Genomic DNA, 21257 nt, shown 5'->3' on the forward strand with positions numbered 1-21257 from the left:
ATATCTATTGATTTATGTAATTAGGATATAATTTTAGATACAATACCAGCGCCTATAGTACGACCCCCCTCTCTAATAGCAAATCTAAGACCGTCATCCATAGCTATTGGGGCAATTAAATGAACGATCATTCTAATATTATCGCCAGGCATCACCATATCCGCTCCTTCTGGTAATTCAATGGTGCCAGTGATATCTGTAGTGCGAAAATAAAATTGAGGACGATACCCTTTGAAAAAAGGAGTATGCCTTCCTCCTTCATCTTTATTTAAAATGTACACTTCTGATTCAAAATGAGAATGTGGCTTGATATACCCAGGTTTCGATAATACTTGACCACGCTCTACTTCATCTCGTTTAGTGCCCCGTAATAAAACACCAACATTTTCTCCAGCACGTCCTTCGTCTAATAATTTTCTAAACATTTCTACTCCGGTACATGTGGTTTTTATTGTATCTTTTATACCAACAATTTCTATTTCTTCTCCTACTCTGATAACACCACGTTCAATACGACCTGTTACAACCGTACCTCGTCCAGAAATAGAAAATACATCTTCAATGGGTAGTAAAAACGGTTGATCTACAACACGTTTAGGTTCTGGGATATAATTATCCAGTGCATCCGATAATTCTAAAATTTTATTAGACCATATTTCATCATTTTCTAATGCTTTTAAAGCAGATCCGCGAATAATTGGCGTATTGTCTCCTGGAAAATCGTATTGAGATAGTAATTCTCGCATTTCCATTTCAACCAATTCTAATAATTCTTCATCATTTACCATGTCGCATTTATTCATGAATACAATGATGTGGGGTACTCCTACTTGTCTAGCTAATAAAATATGTTCACGGGTTTGCGGCATCGGCCCATCAGTAGCGGCTACTACTAAAATTGCACCATCCATTTGCGCAGCTCCAGTTATCATGTTTTTTATATAATCGGCATGTCCAGGACAGTCAACATGCGCATAATGCCGATATGCAGTATCGTATTCAACATGAGAAGTATTTATAGTAATACCTCGTGCTTTTTCTTCTGGAGCATTGTCAATTTGATCAAAAGCACGTGCGTAACCACCATATTTTTTGGATAAAACAGTGGTTATAGCGGCAGTTAAAGTAGTTTTTCCGTGATCTACATGGCCAATAGTGCCTACATTAATATGTGGCTTTATACGTTTAAATTTTTCTTTGGACACCTTTAAACTCCTTAGGTCTTTTTATGGTTTTTCAAAAATAATTGAACCTAAATATTACCTATTATTGCTTAATTTGACGAGAATTTATGATAATTTGCGCTATACTATTAGGTACTTCGTTATATTTTAAAAACTCCATAGAATAAGAAGCGCGTCCTTGAGTTTGTGAACGTAAACCAGTAGCATAACCAAACATTTCAGATAAAGGAACTTGAGCACAAATTATCTTTCCACTAATTGTAGAATTTTCTAATCCACTGATTATACCTCTTCGACGATTTAAATCTGCAATAACATCTCCCATATAATCTTCAGGTGTTTCAATTTCTACATTCATAATAGGTTCTAATAATACAGGATGAGCTTTCATGAATCCTTCTTTAAATGCTATAGATCCTGCTATTTTAAATGCTATTTCTGAAGAATCAACCTCGTGATAGGAGCCATCAAAAATAGTTACACAAACATCTACAATTGGATATCCAGCAAGAATACCATTACTTATTTGTTCCCGTACACCTTTATCTACAGCAGGTATATATTCCTTGGGTACAGCTCCTCCTACAATTTCATTTAAAAATTTATAACCTTCTTCACGTGCAGGCATAGGTTCAATGCGTAACCAAACGTGTCCAAATTGACCTCGGCCCCCTGATTGACGAATAAATTTACCCTCTTGTTTTACGCTAGTACGAATAGTTTCGCGATAAGCAACTTGAGGTTTACCTACATTAGCTTCAACATTGAATTCTCTTCTCATACGTTCTACAAGAATTTCTAAATGCAATTCACCCATTCCAGCAATGATAGTTTGTCCAGAGTCTTTATCAATCCATACACGAAATGATGGATCTTCTTGAGCTAGACGATTTAAAGCAAAACCCATTTTTTCTTGATCTGATTTAGTTTTAGCTTCAACCATCACAGAAATCACGGGTTCTGGAAATTCCATACGTTCTAATATAATTGGGGAAGATGGGGCGCATAAAGTATCTCCAGTATCAACATCTTTTAAACCAATAGCTGCAGCAATATCACCCGCATGAACAGATTTTATTTCTTCTCGTTTATTTGCATGCATTTGCACTATTCGACCGAATCGCTCACGTTTTTCTTTTATAGGATTTAAAACGCTATCTCCGGAGCTTACGACGCCTGAATAAACTCGAAAAAAAGTTAAGTTTCCTACAAATGGATCAGTAGCTATTTTAAATGCTAACGCTGAAAATGGCTCGTGGTCGTTAGCATGACGATTAACTCGCGTAGATCCATCTTTCAGCACACCTGTGATGGATGTCACGTCACTTGGAGATGGTAAATACTCCACAACAGCATCCAACATTGCTTGTACCCCTTTATTTTTAAAAGCAGATCCACACGTTACCAATACTATTTCATTACTTAATACTCTTTGACGTAACGCTTGTTTAATTTCTTGTTCTGTCAACTGATCACTATTAGATAAATATTTATCCATTAATTCTTCAGATACCTCAACAGCAGACTCTATTAAATGCTTGCGCCAAATACCTGACAAATCTGTTAAATTGTCAGGTATTTCACTATAACTAAAAGTAACGCCTTGATCTAATTCGTTCCAGTGAATAGCTTTCATTTTGATCAAATCAATAATTCCGGTAAATTTATCTTCTGAGCCTACAGCTAATTGAATAGGTACAGGATTAGCAAATAATCTAGTTTTTAACTGTTCTACAACTCGTAGATAATCTGCGCCTACTCGATCCATTTTATTTATAAATGCAATACGTGGTACTTTATACTTATTTGCTTGGCGCCATACTGTCTCAGATTGAGGTTGTACGCCTCCTACAGCACAATAGACCATTACTACCCCGTCAAGTATGCGCATAGAGCGTTCTACTTCAATAGTGAAATCTACATGTCCAGGAGTATCTATAATATTAATACGGTGTGAATCAAATTGATTGGCCATTCCTGACCAAAAACAGGTAGTAGCTGCAGAAGTAATTGTGATGCCCCGTTCTTGTTCTTGCTCCATCCAATCCATAGTTGCAGAACCAGTATGAACTTCTCCAATTTTATGATTTACACCTGTATAAAACAAAATTCGTTCAGTGGTAGTAGTTTTTCCAGCGTCAATATGTGCGCTTATACCAATGTTACGGTACCGTACGATCGGTGTTACACGAGCCATTAATATCCTCAATAATATTTTTATAATTTAACGAAAAATGTTGCTGTATTTGATAGATTATTATTTTAAGCAACACCTAAATATGTTTGAAAAAATCAGATGATGTTCATTCAAAAAATTTTATTACCAACGATAATGGGCAAAAGCTTTATTAGATTCTGCGATACGATGTATTTCTTCACGTTTTTTAACAGCGTGTCCTTTACCCTCTATAGCATCTAAAAGTTCACTCGCTAAACGTAATTCCATAGATTTATCATTTCTTTTACGCGCAGCTTCAATAATCCACCGCATCGCTAAAGTATTTCTACGTACGAGACGAACTTCTACTGGTACCTGATAAGTAGAGCCGCCAACCCGTCTAGATTTTACTTCTACAACTGGGCGCACATTATTTAAAGCTATTTCGAATGCTTCTAAACAATTTTTATTAGATCGTCTGAATAAACTATCTAAGGCAGAGTACACTATTGACTCTGCAGTAGATTTTTTCCCATTTAACATCAATATATTGATAAACTTTGCCAAAAGATCAGATCCAAATCTTGGATCTGGAAGAATATTGCGTTTCGTAACGATGCGACGGCGTGGCATTAATTATAATTCCTATTTGACTAATAGACATTTTCTTTCAAAGGAAAATCATAAATAAAAAATTATTACATTTCAACTACCTGAACCTTGATTGTCTTTTCTAAAATTTACTTTAAATTAAAAAATAAAAAAGAAACCTGATATTTTTGGGCTATGATTTTGGTTGTTTTGTTCCATATTTGGAACGACTTTTCTTACGTGAATGCACACCTGCGCAATCGAGAGCACCACGAACAACATGATACCGAACACCTGGAAGATCTTTAACCCGTCCCCCTCGAATCAGAATTGAAGCATGCTCCTGTAAATTATGACCTTCCCCACCGATATAAGAAGTCACTTCCAATCCATTAGTTAAACGAACACGGCATACTTTTCGTAATGCAGAATTTGGTTTTTTTGGAGTAGTAGTGTATACACGCACGCACACTCCTCTTTTTTGTGGGCAGGCCCCTAAAGCGGGTACATTACTTTTAAAAGTTTTTGTTGGACGTGCATTACGAACAAGTTGATTGACTGTTGTCATTATTAAAATCTCCATTTTTCTGATAAGACCATATAAAAACATATATACTATTTGTTGTTATCTCTCAACTTTAATAACAGACAACGATCTTGTTATTATTAAATTGCAAGGTCAATAAAATTATAACAGAAGCGGTATATTTATCTACTAAGCTCGAAGTAAAAACGCACACCTTTTTAATTAAAAACAATTTAATACATTTTTCATTTTAAATGAATTCTCAATAAAATAAGTATTTTAATAAATTTTCATTATTTGCTGCAAATAAAAAACGATTTTTTGAAAAGCACAACACCATTAACTTTTACCGTATTATATCGGAATATACATATAATATTTTATTATAATGTTGTATCCTATTTTTTAAAATAGGAGTTAATAATCAAATATTATATTATGTTTAAACCTTTTTATTTTTCTACGTCATACAACAATTATTATTTATTATAGCAATAATAAATTTTTAATAAATTATATTTCTATAAACTTTTTATGATATCATAAACTCCCGATTAATCTAATTTTTAGACAATATAATTGAAATGCATAAAATCAAAATGCATTTCAATTATAAAACTCGAAAACCTTAGCATAAATTGTTTTCAACATTTCCCCTTCTTCAATCCTACTATTTTAACAGATAATACCGGTAAGAGCAAGAGAAATAATAGAAATGAATAAAATGAATTTAACAAAAAATGTTTTCATATTTTACACCTTTTTATAAGATAACTTTTTATTACATATGATTACGTTATCCTATATAACCATTAATTTTTTGAGTATATACATTTATCATAAATATATATATATGCCTAAACACATAAATGTTTATGTAATAGATTCTATAAATTGATATAAGCATCTCACATCGGTGATTTTAATAAATTTAGATTTATTAAAAATTCTTAGTTTATGATGGGAATCAATGAAAACATTGAAAGATTTTTGAGATTTGATCATATCAATATATGATATTGACATATGAATAAATGCATATAATTTATATGTTTTATAATTTTGAAGTTGAAATTTTTAAAAATACACATTAATAAAAAATTATTAATGTAAGGTATTGTTATACGCATGAGGAAACGCTAGAAATGTTTTAATTTTGATCATTTAATTGTATTTTGGGGTATTTTGAAATTAAAAATCGCATATTACTTTAGAATCAGTTTATAATTAAGTATTGAACGGTACGATCATATTATTAAGAATTAAAGAATTTGTAATTTGACTGTTTACAGTTTTTAATTTAGATATTATATTTTATATAATTTCTGTAATCAGTGTAGTTCCTGAAAATTGAGTTCTAAGTTTTTATGAACATAAAATATATTTCAAGATCAATGCACCTATAAATTTATATATTTTAAAATATTTAATATTACCAGTAAAATTACTGTTATCCCTACATTAGGCACAATAATTTAGTTTTATATTTGTTATATAATAAAGGAATGTATAACTAATTTTAAATTTTATAAATAAACTAATTATAAAAAATATTCAAAAATACATAATTAAATTCAATTTAAAATGAAGAAAAATTCTACATATTTCATGTAAGTGAATTACACTAAATTTTAACATTTGAGTTATACGTTCATTTTATTTTTTAAAATAAGATGAATGTATAAAATAATCATTCAGCCATTAAGATGCATCCCTGAATATATTTTTTGGAGTATTAAAATCACAATTTAATAATTACCAGAAATAAGAAATAATCACTTTTAAGTGTTAGAACTGCAACAGATTTGATAAATTTTAAGTTAATACTTCATAAAATTGCCTAGAATTTGATGTCCTTGTTCACTTAATATACTTTCTGGATGAAATTGCACGCCCTCTACAAGCAGGTTACGATGACGAATACCCATGATTTCGGTATATTTATCACTGCATGTGCTCCATGCAGTGATTTCTAAACATGATGGCATAGTGTTTGAATCTATTACTAAAGAATGATACCGAACTACATTTAAAGGTTGTGTTACTTCAGTAAATATTCCGCTTCCGTTGTGATGGATCAGAGAAATTTTACCGTGCATGACTTTTTGTGCATATTTTAACTTAGCTCCGAAAAACTGAGCTATAGCTTGATGTCCAAGGCATACCCCAAGAATAGGTATTCTTTTATGAAAATAATAGATTGCATCTAAAGAAATACCTGCATTGTCTGGTGTACCAGGTCCAGGGGAAATTACTAAACGTTCAGGAGATAATTGCTCAATATCTATAATATTTAAAGCATCGTTTCTTCTAACTTCCACGACACCACCCATCTCTCTAAAGTATTGATAAAGATTCCAAGTGAAAGAATCATAATTATCAATAATAAGAATTTTGTTCATTGTAGTTAGATTAATTTTATCATGCACTTAAAATTTTTGTAGAACATAGTTTCAGATTAATCTGATTAATAATCAATGGTATTCACGGAAAGAACATAAAAATATAAAAATACAACTTATTTTACATATAAATAATATCAATTAAACACAGTTGTAATTTACACGTTACATTTTTTATGTATTTAAAATCATAAATTAGTGCGGATGATTAATTTATTATGCTGTAATAAGTGTAATTAATTTAATAATTAATATCCTATGAAAATACTGTCATTATTACATATGCGTTTTTTAAATTTAAATAATATTTTATTTTTACTTATGTGCCTACTATACATATATATTATTATATTTAATGAAATTAAAAATTAATTATTTTTAATTAATTACTCAATCCCATTGCTTTATGTACTTTTTTTAAAGTGACATTAGCTTTTTTTTGCGCTTTTTTTGCTCCTACACACAATATATAACGTAATTTATCTTCATTAGAACGTTCAGTATAATAACGATTTTGAAATTTTATCAACACCGATGATATTGATTTAATAATTTCATTTTTTAACTGGAAATATGTTTTTTCTTTAAAAATTTCTTCTAAATACGTAATAGGTTGATCACTTATTCCGGAAAGAATCTCTAACAAATTAGAAATACCTGGTTTGTTAATAGGATCGTATTTAATTCTTGGAGGTTGATCGGTATCGGTAACAGCACGTTTAATTTTTTTTGATACCATATTAATATCATCCAAAAGAGTAATCATATTACCAGATCTACGATCTGATTTAGACATTTTTTTATTTGGTTCTAACAAGGACATAATACGAGAACCACATGTAGGAATAAATACTTCTGGAACAACGAAAATTGTTCCGTATGTATGATTAAAACGTTCAGCAATGTTACGTGTTAATTCTAAATGTTGTTTCTGATCAGAACCTACCGGAACTAAATTAGTTTGATATAACAAAATATCTGATGCCATTAGTACTGGATAGTTGAATAACCCGATATTAACATTTTCCTTTTGTTGTATTAATTTTTCTTTGAATTGAGTCATACGATTTAGCTCTCCAAAATACGTATAACAATTTAATAACCAATTTAATTGACTATGCTCTGGAACATGGGACTGAATAAATATTGTACTATTATTAGGATCAATACCACATGCTAAATATAAAGCTAATGTATCTAATGATGTTTCATATAATCGATGTAAATTATTTTGATTTGCAATTGCATGTAAATCTACTATACAATATATACATTGATAATCTTGTTGCATTTTAACCCACTGACGTATCGCTCCGATATAATTACCAATAGTAAGTTCACCTGATGGCTGCGCTCCGCTAAATAAAATTGGTTTATTCATACAGATATATTCCATAGTGTTTATAATAAAAAATTAAAATGTTATTACTTTTAAAGTTTACACAGCAAAAACATATAGTTTGTATGTTATAAGTTATATAACCTATAAATAACATTATTTTATAAAAAAAATGATATGTTAAATAACATTTGTTTCAAATAAAATAATTATGGTAATTATAAATTATATTCCTTTAATTATTTATTTAAAAATAAAATACTAAATATCTTTCGTTATTAATTTGATAAAACAGATCGAAAATTATGTATAACCTCGTAATAATTTTCAGATCCAAAGATAGCTGATCCTATAATAAACGTGGTTGCACCAGCTTTTAAAATTGAATGTATGTTTTTTATATTAATACCTCCATCCACTGCTAAATCAATATTATAGTTGGTATTGTCTATTAATTTACGTGTTTGACGTATTTTATTTAAAATCATGGGAATAAACAATTGTCCGCTAAAACCCGGATTTACTGACATTAATACAATTAGGTCAATTTTATCCATTACGTATTCCAAATAATTAAGAGTAGTGCTAGGGTTAAAAACTAATCCCGCTTTACATCCGTATTCTTTAATCAATTGTAATGATCGATCAATATGTTCTGTTGCTTCTGGATGAAAACTAATATAATTTGCTCCAACAGCAGCGAAATCTGAAATTAATCGATCTATTGGTTTTGCCATTAAATGCACATCAATAGGGATACTAACTCCATAACTACGTAATGACCGTAACACCATAGATCCTACGCTCAAATTAGGAACATAATGATTGTCCATAACATCAAAATGTAAAATATCTGCGCCAGCAGATACAACATTAGTAACATCTTCTCCTAATTTAGCAAAATTAGCTGACAAAATAGATGGAGCTATTAAGAAACGTTTCATTTAATTTCCATTAAAGATTATATACTATAAAATAGTTCATTTTAATTTAATTAAATCAAATAATAATATAAATTTAGAAAGATTATATTATTATCTTTTACATAAAATATTTTATTTTCATAAATCTATAAAGACAGAATTGTTTCAAGAAAAGATTTATATTTTATATGATTTATATGTTGAAGTAATTATTTACAAGTTTAGATTATTTATATTTTCTATATCGTATAATGCAAGAATAAATCCCAACATAATTAAAATAAAGAATCTAACTCAATACTATCGAGTAATAATTTTATTAAATTATACTGTACTTTAAAAAAATCTTCTCATGGGCATTATAATGCATACACTGACTATATTAAATTTTAATACTTATTAATCACTAAATATGGTTATTAGTTGTTAGTATCTTCAATGGATAACGATACTAACTCATGGTTTACATTAAAGACAGTTTTTACGTTTCCTATAGTAGAAGTAGGCAAAACTAAGTTAAGTTGTCCTGATATTGACTTTTTATCGCGTTTCATATACTCTAAATAGTTTTTTGATGTCATTTCTTTTGGGCCACGCACAGGTAAACCTGCTCGTGTTAATAATAATTTTATGCGTTTTGCATCACTGCAATTAAACTGATTTAAACGTAATGCAGTATTTACTGCCATCATGATACCTGCTGCTATAGATTCACCGTGAGACCATTGTGAATAGCCCAGGTATGATTCGATAGCATGACCATAGGTATGTCCAAGATTTAATACACTTCTAATACCTTGATCACGTTCATCAATTGCAATTATAGATGCTTTTAATTCACAACAACGACGAATACAGTACATTAAAGATGGTAAATGCAAAATTAATAAATCATCTAAATGGGATTCCAACCATCCAAAAAAACTAGAGTCAAGAGCTATAGCATACTTAATGATTTCAGCTAATCCAGAAGAAAACTCTTTCATACTCAACGTATGCAAGACATCTAAATTGATAATAACCGCAATAGGTTGATGAAAAGCTCCAATCATGTTTTTACCAAGTATATGGTTAATTCCAGTTTTTCCTCCAATGGACGCATCTACTTGTGCAAGCAATGTTGTCGGGACCTGAATAAAACGTATTCCGCGTTGGTATGTGGCGGCTGCAAATCCAGTTATATCTCCAATGACGCCTCCTCCCAGGCCAATAAGTATTGTACTGCGATCATAATTTTTTTTCAGCAATTTAGTAAATATTGTATCTAATGTAATTAGAGATTTGTTTTGTTCACCATCTGGTAAAATTAGTTGATCAGTAACAATTCCTGATCTAATCAATAAATTACGTAATATGTTTAAATAAATCGGCGCCACTCGATCATTGGTAATTAATACTACTTTGTCATCAATATTTAATGGCCAAAAGGGTAAGAAATCATTAAACAATTTGTCTGCAATAATAATTGGATAGCTTCTTTTTTCTAATTTTATGATAATTTTTTCCATAACAAAATTATAAAAGCTTTTAATATTAAAATGATGAATTTATAATGACAAACGTCATAAACTGCTTTTTTTACGAAGAATAATAATTTTATTAACGACAACCCTGACATTTTGTTCGTCTGTAGAAATTCTTATATCTGCAATTTCCTCGTACAACGGATTACGTTCTTTTGCTAATACTTGTAGTAAGTCGCGAGTATTTCCTGATGCTGATGAGGATCTCAGCAATGGACGCCTTTTATCATGTTGCGTTCGAATTAATTGTTTTTCAATAGTCGTTTCTAAGTATACCACGAATCCACGATCGGAAAGATTATTCCGTGTTATGTGAGATTTAACAGAACCACCTCCGGTAGCTAATATAATTCCCTGTTTTTTTGTTAATTCATCGATAATTTTTTCTTCACGATCGCGGAATCTCTCTTCTCCTTCTACGTCGAAAACCCAGCTAATATTTGCTCCGGTACGAGTCTCAATTTCTTGATCAGAATCAAAAAACTCCATATTTAATTGATTTGCTAGTTGACGCCCGATGGTACTTTTCCCAGCCCCCATAGGGCCGATTAAAAAAATATTATTTTTTTTTAACATATTATTATATGAAAATGATTTCTTCATTTTATCGTTTCATCACTTTATATGAAGACCCAACTGATCAATAAACGTACAGATACAAAAAATATAAAGCATTAAAATCATCTTATTTTTTATAAATGTACATCTATTATATGATAATATAATGATCGCAATAATACTATTAATTGTTAACATGTAACGACATACTATCATTGTAATACAAATCTTTGTTCAGATACAACTTAGAAACTTATTTATTCTCATAGTGGAGAATAAATTTGACAATGAATAAATATCATCAAATATAGGTACAAGGTTAATTTAATTCTATATAGATAACATTATTTTTTTAAAATATAAATTTATTTTTAATTAATAATTTAAACATTTTATTGTCTAACATAGAGAATGTTATCTCTTTATAAAGAGATACGGAATTAATTTTAAAAACACTGGTATTGTAGGTTTTTATATTTTACATTGATATTTATCATAATAATTAAATTATTATTATGTATACTCATATGATTAGATAAAATAACATAAATTTTCAATGTTCATTATCAATCTGAATTGATACATATTCATATAATTGAGAGATATACATTTCTTTCATTAAATATATAAAATAATAAGTTATGTGTATTTTATAATAAATATGCAGTGCGTTGAAAAATCTAACATATGTATATGTAATGCATGATGAATTGATATGTTAATTATTATGATTCATAATCATTTTGATAAATATTAAAACTATAAGTTTTTTATCATGAATAATATCAGTCTCTTTGAAAACGAAAGAAAGATGTCGCTAGGGTTTTGATAAAAAATTAAAATTTAATATTAAGTATATTTAAATTGTTATTAATATCTGATTGGTAGTACTTTAAATATATTATTGAAATTAATTATTTTCTTAGAAAAATAAATGATTGCATATTTAATATTTACATCGTGTTTTCTTGTATGATTTACATGCTATGTAATTTCCTATACATAGATATCATAGATATTTATCAGTGAATTTAACTATTCGTAAATATCCCGTTATCAGAATTCGAGGTTCATGTGAATTAATAATTGTGTAATAAAAAATATTATTTTTTCATCTTTTTAGTATCATATATTTTTTATTTTTTAACTATTTTTTGTTAATTCGTTTTGAAAATCAAAATATAGTAATTAATTCTCTCATCAACAGATACCAGATTTTTAAGTACTAGATAATACGGTCAATTTTATATTCGTTTTATTATCTTAAATATTGTTTATATGTTGAAATAAATTTGCTACAATAAATCAAAGTCGTCATTAATGTAGTTAATAGTTTTTTAAATTACATACATAGAGCGCACTAATTACGTGTAACTATATAACATAGGCTATTTATCAAAAAAATAAAGAAATAAATAATATATATCGCAAGTATATAACAATATATATAAGTTATTCCAAATAGTTTATACAACATGTACGCGATAAAACTATAAACTATTTGTACTTTTAAAAAATAATTAGGTATCATATTATATGATTTATATAACCCCAATTGCACAAAAACATTTTACTAAACTGCTAGCGGGTAAGAAACCAGGTACTCAGATACGAGTGTTTGTGGTTAACCCAGGTACAGTTCATGCAAAATGTAATGTTTGTTTTTGTCCACCAGAAGAATTTAAAACCAGTGATGTGGTCATTGAATTTGATCTTTTTTCTGTACACGTAGATTCAGTGTATGTATCTTTCCTTAAAGACGCAAAAATTGACGTGATGATTAATGAATTAGATTCTCAACTTACTATTAAAGCTCCGAATGCTACTAAAGAATGCAATAATACAAGAAACAATATGAACAATGATTTGTTGGAAGATCGGGTAAGGAATGTGTTACAGTTTCAAATTAATCCTCAATTAGAGCTACACGGAGGCAGTGTATCTTTAATACGTATTACTGAAGATCTGTTAGCTGTTATTAAATTTTATGGCGGATGTAACGGCTGCGCAATGGCTAGCTATACCATAAAAGAAGGAATTGAAACTACCTTAAAGAATCTTTTTCCAGAATTAAAAGGGGTACTAGATATGACTCAACATCAACATGGGACGCATTCTTTTTATTAGAGATTTTATTTTTTATTTCAAAAGATTTTTAGTAAACTAACCATAAGTTTTTTATATAATTGAGTTAATTTATTTAAAATTTTCAGCATTGCATTTCTATTTGAAATGCTCCTAAATTATATATTTGTAAATCTGTTTTTTGTAGAACAAATAAAATTTATAGTAATTGACGCAATATCCTGCGTAATGGCTCAGCAGCTCCCCAAAGTAACTGATCGCCCACGCTAAAAGCTGAAATATATTTGTTACCTGCGTGCAATTTGCGTAACCGACCGATGGGTATGTTGAGTGTTCCGGATACCATAACAGGAGTTAATTTATTTAATGATTGCGTAACATCATTTGAGATAACTTCTACCCATTTATTATGAGATTGGAGTAATTCTTCTATTTCTTTTAAACAAATGTCTTTTTTAAGTTTTAAAACAAATGCTTGGCTATGACAACGTAATGAGCCCACACGTACACATAAACTGTCTACTGTTATAATTTTAGAAGTATTGAGGATTTTATTAGTTTCTGCTTGACCTTTCCATTCTTCTTGAGTTTGACCATTATACATATAATCACCAATCCACGGAATGACGTTGCCTATCAAAGGAACTTTAAAGCAATCTACTAACAAGGAATCAGTTTTACTAAATTTAGTAATTATATGTTCAATATCTAAAATAGCCATTGACGGGGACGTTAACAAATCAGTTACTGTATTGTACACTTGGCCCATTTGTATTAATAGCTCACGCATGGCGCGTGCTCCACATCCAGAAGCTGCCTGATACGTAGAGGCAAAAACCCATTCGATTAAATTATGAGCAAACAATCCACCTAAAGACATTAACATTAAACTTACAGTGCAATTACCTCCTACAAATGTTTTAATACCGTTATTTATACTTTGTTTTATCAATACTTGATTAACAGGGTCCAAAACAATAATCGCATCATCATTCATTCGTAAAAATGAGGCGCTATCAATCCAATATCCTGTCCATCCAATTTTTCTTAATTTTGGATAAATAATTTTACTATATGCGCTGCCTTGACACGTAATAATAATATCTAAAGAATTAAGCAGATCGATATTACAAGCGTCTTGTAATAATAATTCTTGTGATGCTTGAATGTTTGGAGCATGTTCTCCTATTTGTGATGTCGAAAGAAATATTGAGTGAAAATAGTTAAAATCATTTTCTTCTTTCATGCGATTCATTAATACTGAACCTACCATTCCTCTCCAACCAACAAACCCAATATTTTTCATTATCAATCTCACAGTCATTATTAAGTATCAAAAATATATGTAATATGATGTAATACGTTTATAATAATATTTTGTAATTTACTTTATAAAAAGCGTGGTGTATATAAAACACAAATAACTTTTAGGAAAATAATAATGAATGAAATGATATCAGCTACAGTTCTATTGTTTTTAATTATGGATCCTATCGGAAATTTACCAATTTTTATGTCGATACTAAAAGATCTAGAACCAAAACGACGTCAAATTATAATAATTAGAGAGATGATAATCGCCTTATTATTAATGTTAGGATTTTTATTTGTTGGTGAACATATTTTAATATTTCTTAATTTACACACGGAAACAGTTTCAATTTCTGGAGGTATTGTGTTGTTTTTAATTGCCATAAAAATGATATTTCCTTCAGAAGAAGGAAATAATACTGGATTTTCAGATGGAGAAGAACCTTTTTTAGTGCCACTTGCTATTCCTTTAGTCGCTGGTCCTTCAATTTTAGCAACGTTATTGTTATTGTCTCATCAATATCCTCAGAAAATCAATTTTTTAATTTTAGCATTAATTATTGCGTGGGGATTATCTATGCTAATTTTGATGTTGTCTAATGTATTTTCTCGTTTATTGGGTAATAAAGGTATCGGAGCATTGGAGAGGTTAATGGGTTTATTATTAGTAATGATTTCTACTCAAATGTTACTTGATGGGATACATAGTTATTTATGTATATAACTTAATTGAAAAATTATTTCATTATATAAATATATTTGGATGTTTTAAATTTAATTTTTAGTAGATTCTCTTAAATTAATTAGCATAAATAATTTTTTAAAAATTGAGTATAAAAAATTTATACATTTATTTATTATTTCAATTAAAATACAACAAATTAATTTTACTATAGTGAAATTACAAAAATTATAATTTTTTAAAAAAATATATATATTAATGATTATTTTTTATACAGAGTTTTGTTTGAAATATAACTGTTTAAAAAGTTTATTATATTAATTAAACAAAATCATAATTGTACTTTATTAATTATTTAAAACAATGTTATGAGCTGTCATTATATATAAAAGTTATAAATACGAACACAAAAAATCATGTAGCAAATTCGTCAAACTATTCAATAAATAATGAAAAAATATTAAAAATCATAATATTTTTAATAAAAATATTAATTTAAAACACCATTTCTTAATGACAAATCAGACCATGTATTATGATACATACATTGTAAATAATGAGGTACTGCATCATCTTTATTGCTGCCAATAATTTCTAAGAATGGCAGGGTATCTTTCAGTCTTTGCTGTGCATTGCTCATTATACAACCTTTTCCTGCCATTTTTAGCATTTCTTGATCGTTCATCCCGTCACCAAATGAAATACAATCTTTTAGTTGACAGCCTAGTAATTTAACTACCCTTTCTAGAGCATGTCCCTTTGAAACTCCTTCCGGCATCACTTCAAGACATGTAGGAAGCGAAAAACTAATATTGATTCGATGATTCCAACGCGCATGTAATTTCTTTTCTAAAGACAACAGTCGTTTATAATTATTACTAGTGAAGTATACTTTACAGACACCATGCAAGGGCAATGTATCTTTCTGATATATATGATAATCAGATTCATATCCGTTATAAAAACAATTTTGTTTTGATATTGATCGGTTAATCAGCCACTTATCATTATAAAAGATATTAGTAATAATTTGAGAATCATAATGTACTACTCGTAATAAATCATCTACAATTTCTGTAGCTAAATCGTAAGAAGCAATTAACTTCCCGTAGGTATTATGTATTCTAGCTCCATTAGAAGTAATCATATAAGAATTAATTTTCAAATTATCACGTATTTGCATGACGTTTGTATGATGTCGGCCAGTAGCAAAAACAAAATGAATATTACGAGTAGTTAGTAATTTTAGAATCTTTTTAGTAAAAGACGTTAATCGGTGGTCCGGTGTTAGCAAAGTACCATCTAAATCAGACGCAACGATGCGAAACATTTATTACCTCTCTTTGTTTTTATTAAAAATAATAAAAAATAACCATTATTATATCAATATATTATGACATGATATCAATAAAAATTGATATATTATATATATGATTTATAAATAATAATTTATTGAATGAATTTTTCAAAATATTAAATATAGTAACTTTTTAATTATAAAATGTAATTATTATTACAAAGATTTATAGATTCATTGTATGAAAAAGAATTTAAAATAATTTAAATGTATTGAGTTTTTATCGTATCTTTGTGCTGGGATATATGTAAGAACATAATTTCAAAACACTTAATCTTAATTAGATTAGTATTTTTTTTAGAAAAATTATATATGTACTGCAATTATATTTATAATATTTATAGCCAATTTTTATATTTGAAATAAATGTACGGAGCAAGTCCTGATAGAATCATTAAAATAATGGCGCTAGGGTAACCAAATGACCATTGTAATTCTGGCATAAATTTAAAATTCATTCCATAGCTAGATGCAATTAAAGTTGGAGGTAAAAAAATAACTGAAAAAATTTTTATAATTCTATTTTGTTCAATATTAATAAATCCCATTGCTGATTGGGTTAAAGAACTGATTTGATGAAATACATATTCATTGTGAGGTAATAACAATGTGATTTCATTTAAAATATCGTTAGCATATTTTTGTTGTGATACAGGTAATTTTACTTTACGTATTAAAAATTTTATTGCTCTTTCAGTATCTAATAAATTAACACGAATTTTCCATCCTATATTTTCCAATATAGCTAAATCAGAAAGCGCATGATCGTATTCATCGATTTGTTGTCCGTTCATAATAACAGAACTCAATGTTTCTAAGGTAGCATAAATATGCTCTATTTTATTTGTTAGGTCATCAAGTTTTACCTCAAATAAATTTAATAATAATTCATAGGCATTTCCATTAATTAACAAATGGTTATGCAAATATTTTTGATACATACAAAATACTGGAAATTCTTTTTTTCGTGAAGTATATAAACATCCGTTGTGAATGGTAAAGAATACACTAGAGTTATCTATTTGTTCTTGGCTGTTATATGAAAAGAAAAAAGAATGAATATGTAATCCATTTTTATCTTTAAAGAAACGTGTAGTCTTGTTAATGTCTTTCAATTCAAAAAACTTTATTTTTTGGTGAAGCAATATGTTTGGTATATAATTATGACCATCGCCGCATGAATCTATTATATCAATCCAAATAATATTATTTAAAAATGATATTTTATCTTTTTCATTAATACGAAATAAATGATTATTTTTTAATTGAAATATATTATACATATATCATTGCTTCCTCAAAGAATACAAATTAGTCTACATTAGATCACAATAACTAAAATTAGATAATAAATAGCTATTCTCATACCATGTAATTTCGACATTCGACAATACGCATTACATGACAAAACAGCTATAAACAATCATCATCGCGTATCGAATATCTATGACGTACAAATAATTCGTAAAGTTTTTATTTATTTGGTAATGAATATAATTCAATTATAATAATTATTTAAATACTCGATTAGATGTTATTCACTGAGATAGTATAAGTACAATCTGCAGATTAGAGCGGGCATGTTACGCCTAGAATAAAAAGATTGTCAATATTTATAAATATTTTTAATAATAATATAGATATATTTGTATTATATAATAATCCTAATGAGGATTAGAGTAATAACTCTCTGAAAATTCAATAAAATAACAATATAAGTTTATACGAATAACAGGGCTTTACTCTTGCTGAGTAACATCAATATACTATACTTTTAAACAATCTATCGGTAATTCATTAACAAATCTATATGGTGATTGAATGACCATCTCTTTTCCGTAAATATAACGAGTTTCTGAATAACTAATTGTTAATTTATGCCATAGCACGTGTGATGCCAACATAAATTAATCTACGTTCTTCTTCTAATAATTCTTTGTTAATTAAAGAAACATCGTTTGGAGAAATCCCTTCTTCTAAGCCTATAATAAATACTTGGGAAAATTCTAATCCTTTTGAAGCATATAGCATCATGAGTTGTACTGCATTTGAATAAGTATTAGATAAATTTTCTTCAAATTCTAAAGAAATATACGATAAAAATTGTTGTAATAGATATGTATGTATTTATCGTTGATGCTGATAGAATACTGTATTGCTTACTCATTGTTATAAATTCTTTAATATTGTGTATGCGTTCACAATATGTTGGGCTGACATATTTTTTATACATATTCCATCATAATCCGACTTGCTTAACAATATAAAAAATTTGTTCATGCAAGGGCAATATAATTGGACATTTGATTTTTTAAGGAATCTATCAATAGCAGATCTACCTTTAATCGTTTTTTGTTTGAAATAAATAAGTTACTCTCCCACAAGCTTAAGTGATTTAAATTAACGTATTTTTTAATAAGCTCTAAAGTACGTTGACCAATTCTTCTATGAAGTATGTTAATGATTCGCATATAAGCAGTGTCATTATTCTGATTAAGAATAAATTTTAAATAAGCTATTATAATATCTCCGATTTCTTTGCGTTCAAAAAATCCTATCTCTCCATATATGTGATAAGGTATATTTTTTAATAAAATTTCTTCTAATAAAAAAGATTGAAAATTATTTCGATATAAAACATCTACTTATTTAGAAAACCATGTCGTTTTTTCCAATCTATTAGATTATTTGCTACGAATATAGCTTCATCTATTACATTAAAAGCACAATACAGAGAAATAGCATCTCCTTTATTTTACATGTCCATAAATTTTTCTTGAAACGTGTATCATTTTTACAAATAAGAGTATTGGCAGCTCTTAAAATATTATTAGCAGAACGATAATTCTGTTCTAATGTAATACGTGTCAAATCTTCTAAAAATCGTTGAAAATTTTTTATTTGTGCTCCTCTCCACCCATAAATAGATTGATCATCATCGCCAACAATCATTAAATTATTGTTTTCTCCTGACTCCTGATAAAAGGCGTAAACAAACATATTGAACTGTATTAGTATCTTGAAATTCATCCACTAAAATATTAATAAATCGTTTTGGATAATAACGTAAAATATTCAGATAATTTCAACACAACATATATGCATGTTTCAATAATTCATTAAAATCTATTAATTCAGAGCGATTACATATGTCTTGATAAAACTGATAAATTCGGAACCATATCATTTCTATTGAATTGCTATTAATATTTATATTTGGAATATCTGGAATCTTATTTTTCTCACTATTGATATAATACATAGCTTGTACGCCATACTTGTTTTCATTTAAGTTAAGTGAGCATATTAATTGTTTCAAAAGTTGAATTTGATCGTTGTTATCGAGGATTTGAAAATTTTTGGTAAATCTGCATCTACGTAATGAGCGTGTAGTAACCGATTTGCTAATCCATGAAAAGTACTAATCCATAAATCATTTTTTTTGAACACCAATTAAAGATTGTATGCTATTTTGCATTACTGAAGTAACTTTATTCGCAAAAGTAATCGCTATTATTGGCCATTGGATATATTTTTTCACTAATTGTAACCAAGAGAATGCGGTTAACTAATACTCGAGTTTTTCTGCTACCAGCTTCAGATAACACCAATATATTTTGATCATTAGAAGTTACCGCTTCTTGTTGTTTATCATTTAGTTGATCAAGAATGTGATAAACATTCATAAAATATCACAACACATAGTAAATAATTACTTATAGATATATGAATTCAACATAACTATTAACATTATAATAAATATGTTAATGATGTTAATTTTGAAATTTTCAAATGTGGTAACAGTGTTGCATCAACTGAACAACATTGATTTAAGTTATATTGACTAATCCAACAAGCCTGCATCCCAGCATGTATTGCTCCTTTTATATCTGTATTCAAGTCATCTCCTACATGTAGAATATTGTTACAAGATATTCCAAAACGCTTTGAAGCTAAATAATACATATCTTTATAAGGTTTAGCGCGACCATTAATTCCAGCACGTAATACATCTTGAAAATATTGTTGTAGTCCACAAGCAATAGGATTCGCATTGCCATTAGTGATTGCAATTAATGGCCATTTAGAACTTAATGCTGATAATACATTATGTGTACTCAGGGAAATATCGATTTTGTTGCGCCAATGTATAATAATTTCCATAGCGTAATCAGCGCCTAATTGTGCTTCATTTTGAGTTAATCCTGATTGTAATAAAATTATCTTTAAAGATTTCCAACGCCAATAATTTACATCATGACAAATATTTGGTTCTATAAATTGAAGCAATTTACGCGATTGATAATAATCCTTGTTTTGTATTTTAGATAACGCGGGATGATATTGTTGCAAAAACAATATTGACTTTTCTTCGGCCCGATTTATTATCGGATAATTATCATATAATGTATTGTCTAAATCTAGAGTTATAGCATAAAAAGGTTGTAATGTACGGTAAAAATGCATAATTTGTACCTTTAATGTTATTAAATTACAATCGTTATTTTTTCACAATGAAATATTTATATACTCACCACATTATATTCATATAATGTATAAAAAATTAAATACTAAATAAAGTTTCAATATAAAATACGTGAATTAAAAAACAATAACA

At 28.4% G+C, this 21257-nt stretch carries 18 protein-coding genes and 2 pseudogenes; 2 read left to right on the forward strand and 18 right to left on the reverse strand.

The genetic code is table 11. The features are described 5' to 3' along the window. Positions 1 to 20: 20 nt before the first annotated feature. The 9 genes from tuf to aroK all read right to left on the reverse strand — a co-directional run bounded on the left by tuf (position 21) and on the right by aroK (position 11222). Complete coding sequence (gene tuf / locus BPEN_RS02880; protein ID WP_011283101.1) at positions 21 to 1205, reverse strand: elongation factor Tu; 1185 nt, start codon at positions 1203 to 1205, stop codon at positions 21 to 23. 61 nt (positions 1206 to 1266) lie between these two features. Then, entirely contained in the window at positions 1267 to 3381 is a 2115-nt protein-coding gene (fusA, locus tag BPEN_RS02885) for an elongation factor G (RefSeq protein ID WP_011283102.1), read from the reverse strand. A 123-nt stretch (positions 3382 to 3504) separates the two neighbouring features. Beyond that, positions 3505 to 3975: a 30S ribosomal protein S7 gene (gene rpsG, locus BPEN_RS02890; protein WP_011283103.1), complete on the reverse strand. Its 471-nt coding sequence runs from the start codon at positions 3973 to 3975 to the stop codon at positions 3505 to 3507. 151 nt (positions 3976 to 4126) lie between these two features. After that, positions 4127 to 4501 (reverse strand): 30S ribosomal protein S12, encoded by a 375-nt coding sequence (gene rpsL, locus BPEN_RS02895; protein ID WP_011283104.1) that lies wholly within the window; start codon positions 4499 to 4501, stop codon positions 4127 to 4129. Between the two features lie 1778 nt (positions 4502 to 6279). Beyond that, positions 6280 to 6861: an anthranilate synthase component II gene (locus tag BPEN_RS02900; protein ID WP_011283105.1), complete on the reverse strand. Its 582-nt coding sequence runs from the start codon at positions 6859 to 6861 to the stop codon at positions 6280 to 6282. Positions 6862 to 7243: 382 nt separating this feature from the next. Beyond that, complete coding sequence (gene trpS / locus BPEN_RS02905; protein ID WP_011283106.1) at positions 7244 to 8242, reverse strand: tryptophan--tRNA ligase; 999 nt, start codon at positions 8240 to 8242, stop codon at positions 7244 to 7246. 236 nt (positions 8243 to 8478) lie between these two features. Further along, positions 8479 to 9144: a ribulose-phosphate 3-epimerase gene (gene rpe, locus BPEN_RS02910; protein ID WP_011283107.1), complete on the reverse strand. Its 666-nt coding sequence runs from the start codon at positions 9142 to 9144 to the stop codon at positions 8479 to 8481. 398 nt (positions 9145 to 9542) lie between these two features. Next, complete coding sequence (gene aroB / locus BPEN_RS02915) at positions 9543 to 10631, reverse strand: 3-dehydroquinate synthase (protein ID WP_011283108.1); 1089 nt, start codon at positions 10629 to 10631, stop codon at positions 9543 to 9545. Between the two features lie 54 nt (positions 10632 to 10685). After that, positions 10686 to 11222 carry a shikimate kinase AroK gene (gene aroK / locus BPEN_RS02920; protein WP_041567570.1) on the reverse strand — a complete coding sequence of 179 codons (537 nt, stop codon included), beginning with the start codon at positions 11220 to 11222 and terminating at the stop codon, positions 10686 to 10688. Positions 11223 to 12740: 1518 nt separating this feature from the next. On the opposite strand from aroK, the gene BPEN_RS02925 reads away from it, so the two are divergent. Continuing rightward, entirely contained in the window at positions 12741 to 13331 is a 591-nt protein-coding gene (locus BPEN_RS02925; RefSeq protein ID WP_011283110.1) for an NfuA family Fe-S biogenesis protein, read from the forward strand. A gap of 157 nt (positions 13332 to 13488) precedes the next feature. Here BPEN_RS02925 and asd read toward each other — a convergent pair whose 3' ends face one another. Continuing rightward, positions 13489 to 14595: an aspartate-semialdehyde dehydrogenase gene (gene asd, locus BPEN_RS02930; protein ID WP_011283111.1), complete on the reverse strand. Its 1107-nt coding sequence runs from the start codon at positions 14593 to 14595 to the stop codon at positions 13489 to 13491. Between the two features lie 135 nt (positions 14596 to 14730). Here asd and BPEN_RS02935 point away from each other — a divergent pair, with 135 nt between their 5' ends. Continuing rightward, the gene (locus BPEN_RS02935) at positions 14731 to 15324 is read left to right on the forward strand and encodes a YhgN family NAAT transporter (RefSeq protein ID WP_011283112.1); all 594 of its coding nucleotides are present in this window, start codon (positions 14731 to 14733) and stop codon (positions 15322 to 15324) included. 448 nt (positions 15325 to 15772) lie between these two features. On the opposite strand, the gene yigL is transcribed toward BPEN_RS02935, so the two are convergent. The 8 genes and pseudogenes from yigL to yigB form a co-directional block, all read right to left on the reverse strand. Further along, positions 15773 to 16612 (reverse strand): sugar/pyridoxal phosphate phosphatase YigL, encoded by an 840-nt coding sequence (yigL, locus tag BPEN_RS02940; RefSeq protein ID WP_011283113.1) that lies wholly within the window; start codon positions 16610 to 16612, stop codon positions 15773 to 15775. 365 nt (positions 16613 to 16977) lie between these two features. Beyond that, the gene (corA, locus tag BPEN_RS02945) at positions 16978 to 17922 is read right to left on the reverse strand and encodes a magnesium/cobalt transporter CorA (RefSeq protein ID WP_011283114.1); all 945 of its coding nucleotides are present in this window, start codon (positions 17920 to 17922) and stop codon (positions 16978 to 16980) included. Between the two features lie 592 nt (positions 17923 to 18514). Then, complete coding sequence (locus BPEN_RS03315) at positions 18515 to 18766, reverse strand: 3'-5' exonuclease (protein WP_083754332.1); 252 nt, start codon at positions 18764 to 18766, stop codon at positions 18515 to 18517. A gap of 149 nt (positions 18767 to 18915) precedes the next feature. Next, a pseudogene (locus BPEN_RS03420) lies at positions 18916 to 19269 on the reverse strand (3'-5' exonuclease); the annotation flags it as partial. 82 nt (positions 19270 to 19351) lie between these two features. After that, positions 19352 to 19639, reverse strand: a complete 288-nt coding sequence (locus BPEN_RS03270) for a UvrD-helicase domain-containing protein (RefSeq protein WP_187145669.1) — start codon at positions 19637 to 19639, stop codon at positions 19352 to 19354. Continuing rightward, positions 19596 to 20048, reverse strand: a pseudogene (locus tag BPEN_RS03395) (UvrD-helicase domain-containing protein). Before BPEN_RS03395 ends, BPEN_RS03270 begins: the two are co-directional and overlap by 44 nt. 82 nt (positions 20049 to 20130) lie before the next feature. Further along, a complete protein-coding gene (locus tag BPEN_RS03275; RefSeq protein WP_049749217.1) occupies positions 20131 to 20325 on the reverse strand; it encodes a UvrD-helicase domain-containing protein in 195 nt (64 codons plus the stop codon). A 64-nt stretch (positions 20326 to 20389) separates the two neighbouring features. Then, positions 20390 to 21106: a 5-amino-6-(5-phospho-D-ribitylamino)uracil phosphatase YigB gene (gene yigB / locus BPEN_RS02955; protein WP_011283115.1), complete on the reverse strand. Its 717-nt coding sequence runs from the start codon at positions 21104 to 21106 to the stop codon at positions 20390 to 20392. Positions 21107 to 21257: the final 151 nt, after the last annotated feature.

The sequence above is a fragment of the Candidatus Blochmanniella pennsylvanica str. BPEN genome, from assembly GCF_000011745.1.
GTDB lineage: Bacteria > Pseudomonadota > Gammaproteobacteria > Enterobacterales > Enterobacteriaceae > Blochmanniella > Blochmanniella pennsylvanica.

Coding starts and splice junctions, on each gene's coding strand:
- yigB (WP_011283115.1), bottom strand. CDS start 21,106: ATGCATTTTTACCGTACATTACAACCTTTTTATGCTATAACTCTAGAT.
- asd (WP_011283111.1), bottom strand. CDS start 14,595: ATGAAAAATATTGGGTTTGTTGGTTGGAGAGGAATGGTAGGTTCAGTA.
- BPEN_RS02935 (WP_011283112.1), top strand. CDS start 14,731: ATGAATGAAATGATATCAGCTACAGTTCTATTGTTTTTAATTATGGAT.
- rpsL (WP_011283104.1), bottom strand. CDS start 4,501: ATGACAACAGTCAATCAACTTGTTCGTAATGCACGTCCAACAAAAACT.
- BPEN_RS02925 (WP_011283110.1), top strand. CDS start 12,741: ATGATTTATATAACCCCAATTGCACAAAAACATTTTACTAAACTGCTA.
- fusA (WP_011283102.1), bottom strand. CDS start 3,381: ATGGCTCGTGTAACACCGATCGTACGGTACCGTAACATTGGTATAAGC.
- BPEN_RS03275 (WP_049749217.1), bottom strand. CDS start 20,325: ATGAATGTTTATCACATTCTTGATCAACTAAATGATAAACAACAAGAA.
- corA (WP_011283114.1), bottom strand. CDS start 17,922: ATGTATAATATATTTCAATTAAAAAATAATCATTTATTTCGTATTAAT.
- BPEN_RS02900 (WP_011283105.1), bottom strand. CDS start 6,861: ATGAACAAAATTCTTATTATTGATAATTATGATTCTTTCACTTGGAAT.
- aroB (WP_011283108.1), bottom strand. CDS start 10,631: ATGGAAAAAATTATCATAAAATTAGAAAAAAGAAGCTATCCAATTATT.
- rpe (WP_011283107.1), bottom strand. CDS start 9,144: ATGAAACGTTTCTTAATAGCTCCATCTATTTTGTCAGCTAATTTTGCT.
- aroK (WP_041567570.1), bottom strand. CDS start 11,222: ATGTTAAAAAAAAATAATATTTTTTTAATCGGCCCTATGGGGGCTGGG.
- yigL (WP_011283113.1), bottom strand. CDS start 16,612: ATGTTTCGCATCGTTGCGTCTGATTTAGATGGTACTTTGCTAACACCG.
- trpS (WP_011283106.1), bottom strand. CDS start 8,242: ATGAATAAACCAATTTTATTTAGCGGAGCGCAGCCATCAGGTGAACTT.
- rpsG (WP_011283103.1), bottom strand. CDS start 3,975: ATGCCACGCCGTCGCATCGTTACGAAACGCAATATTCTTCCAGATCCA.
- BPEN_RS03270 (WP_187145669.1), bottom strand. CDS start 19,639: ATGTTTGTTTACGCCTTTTATCAGGAGTCAGGAGAAAACAATAATTTA.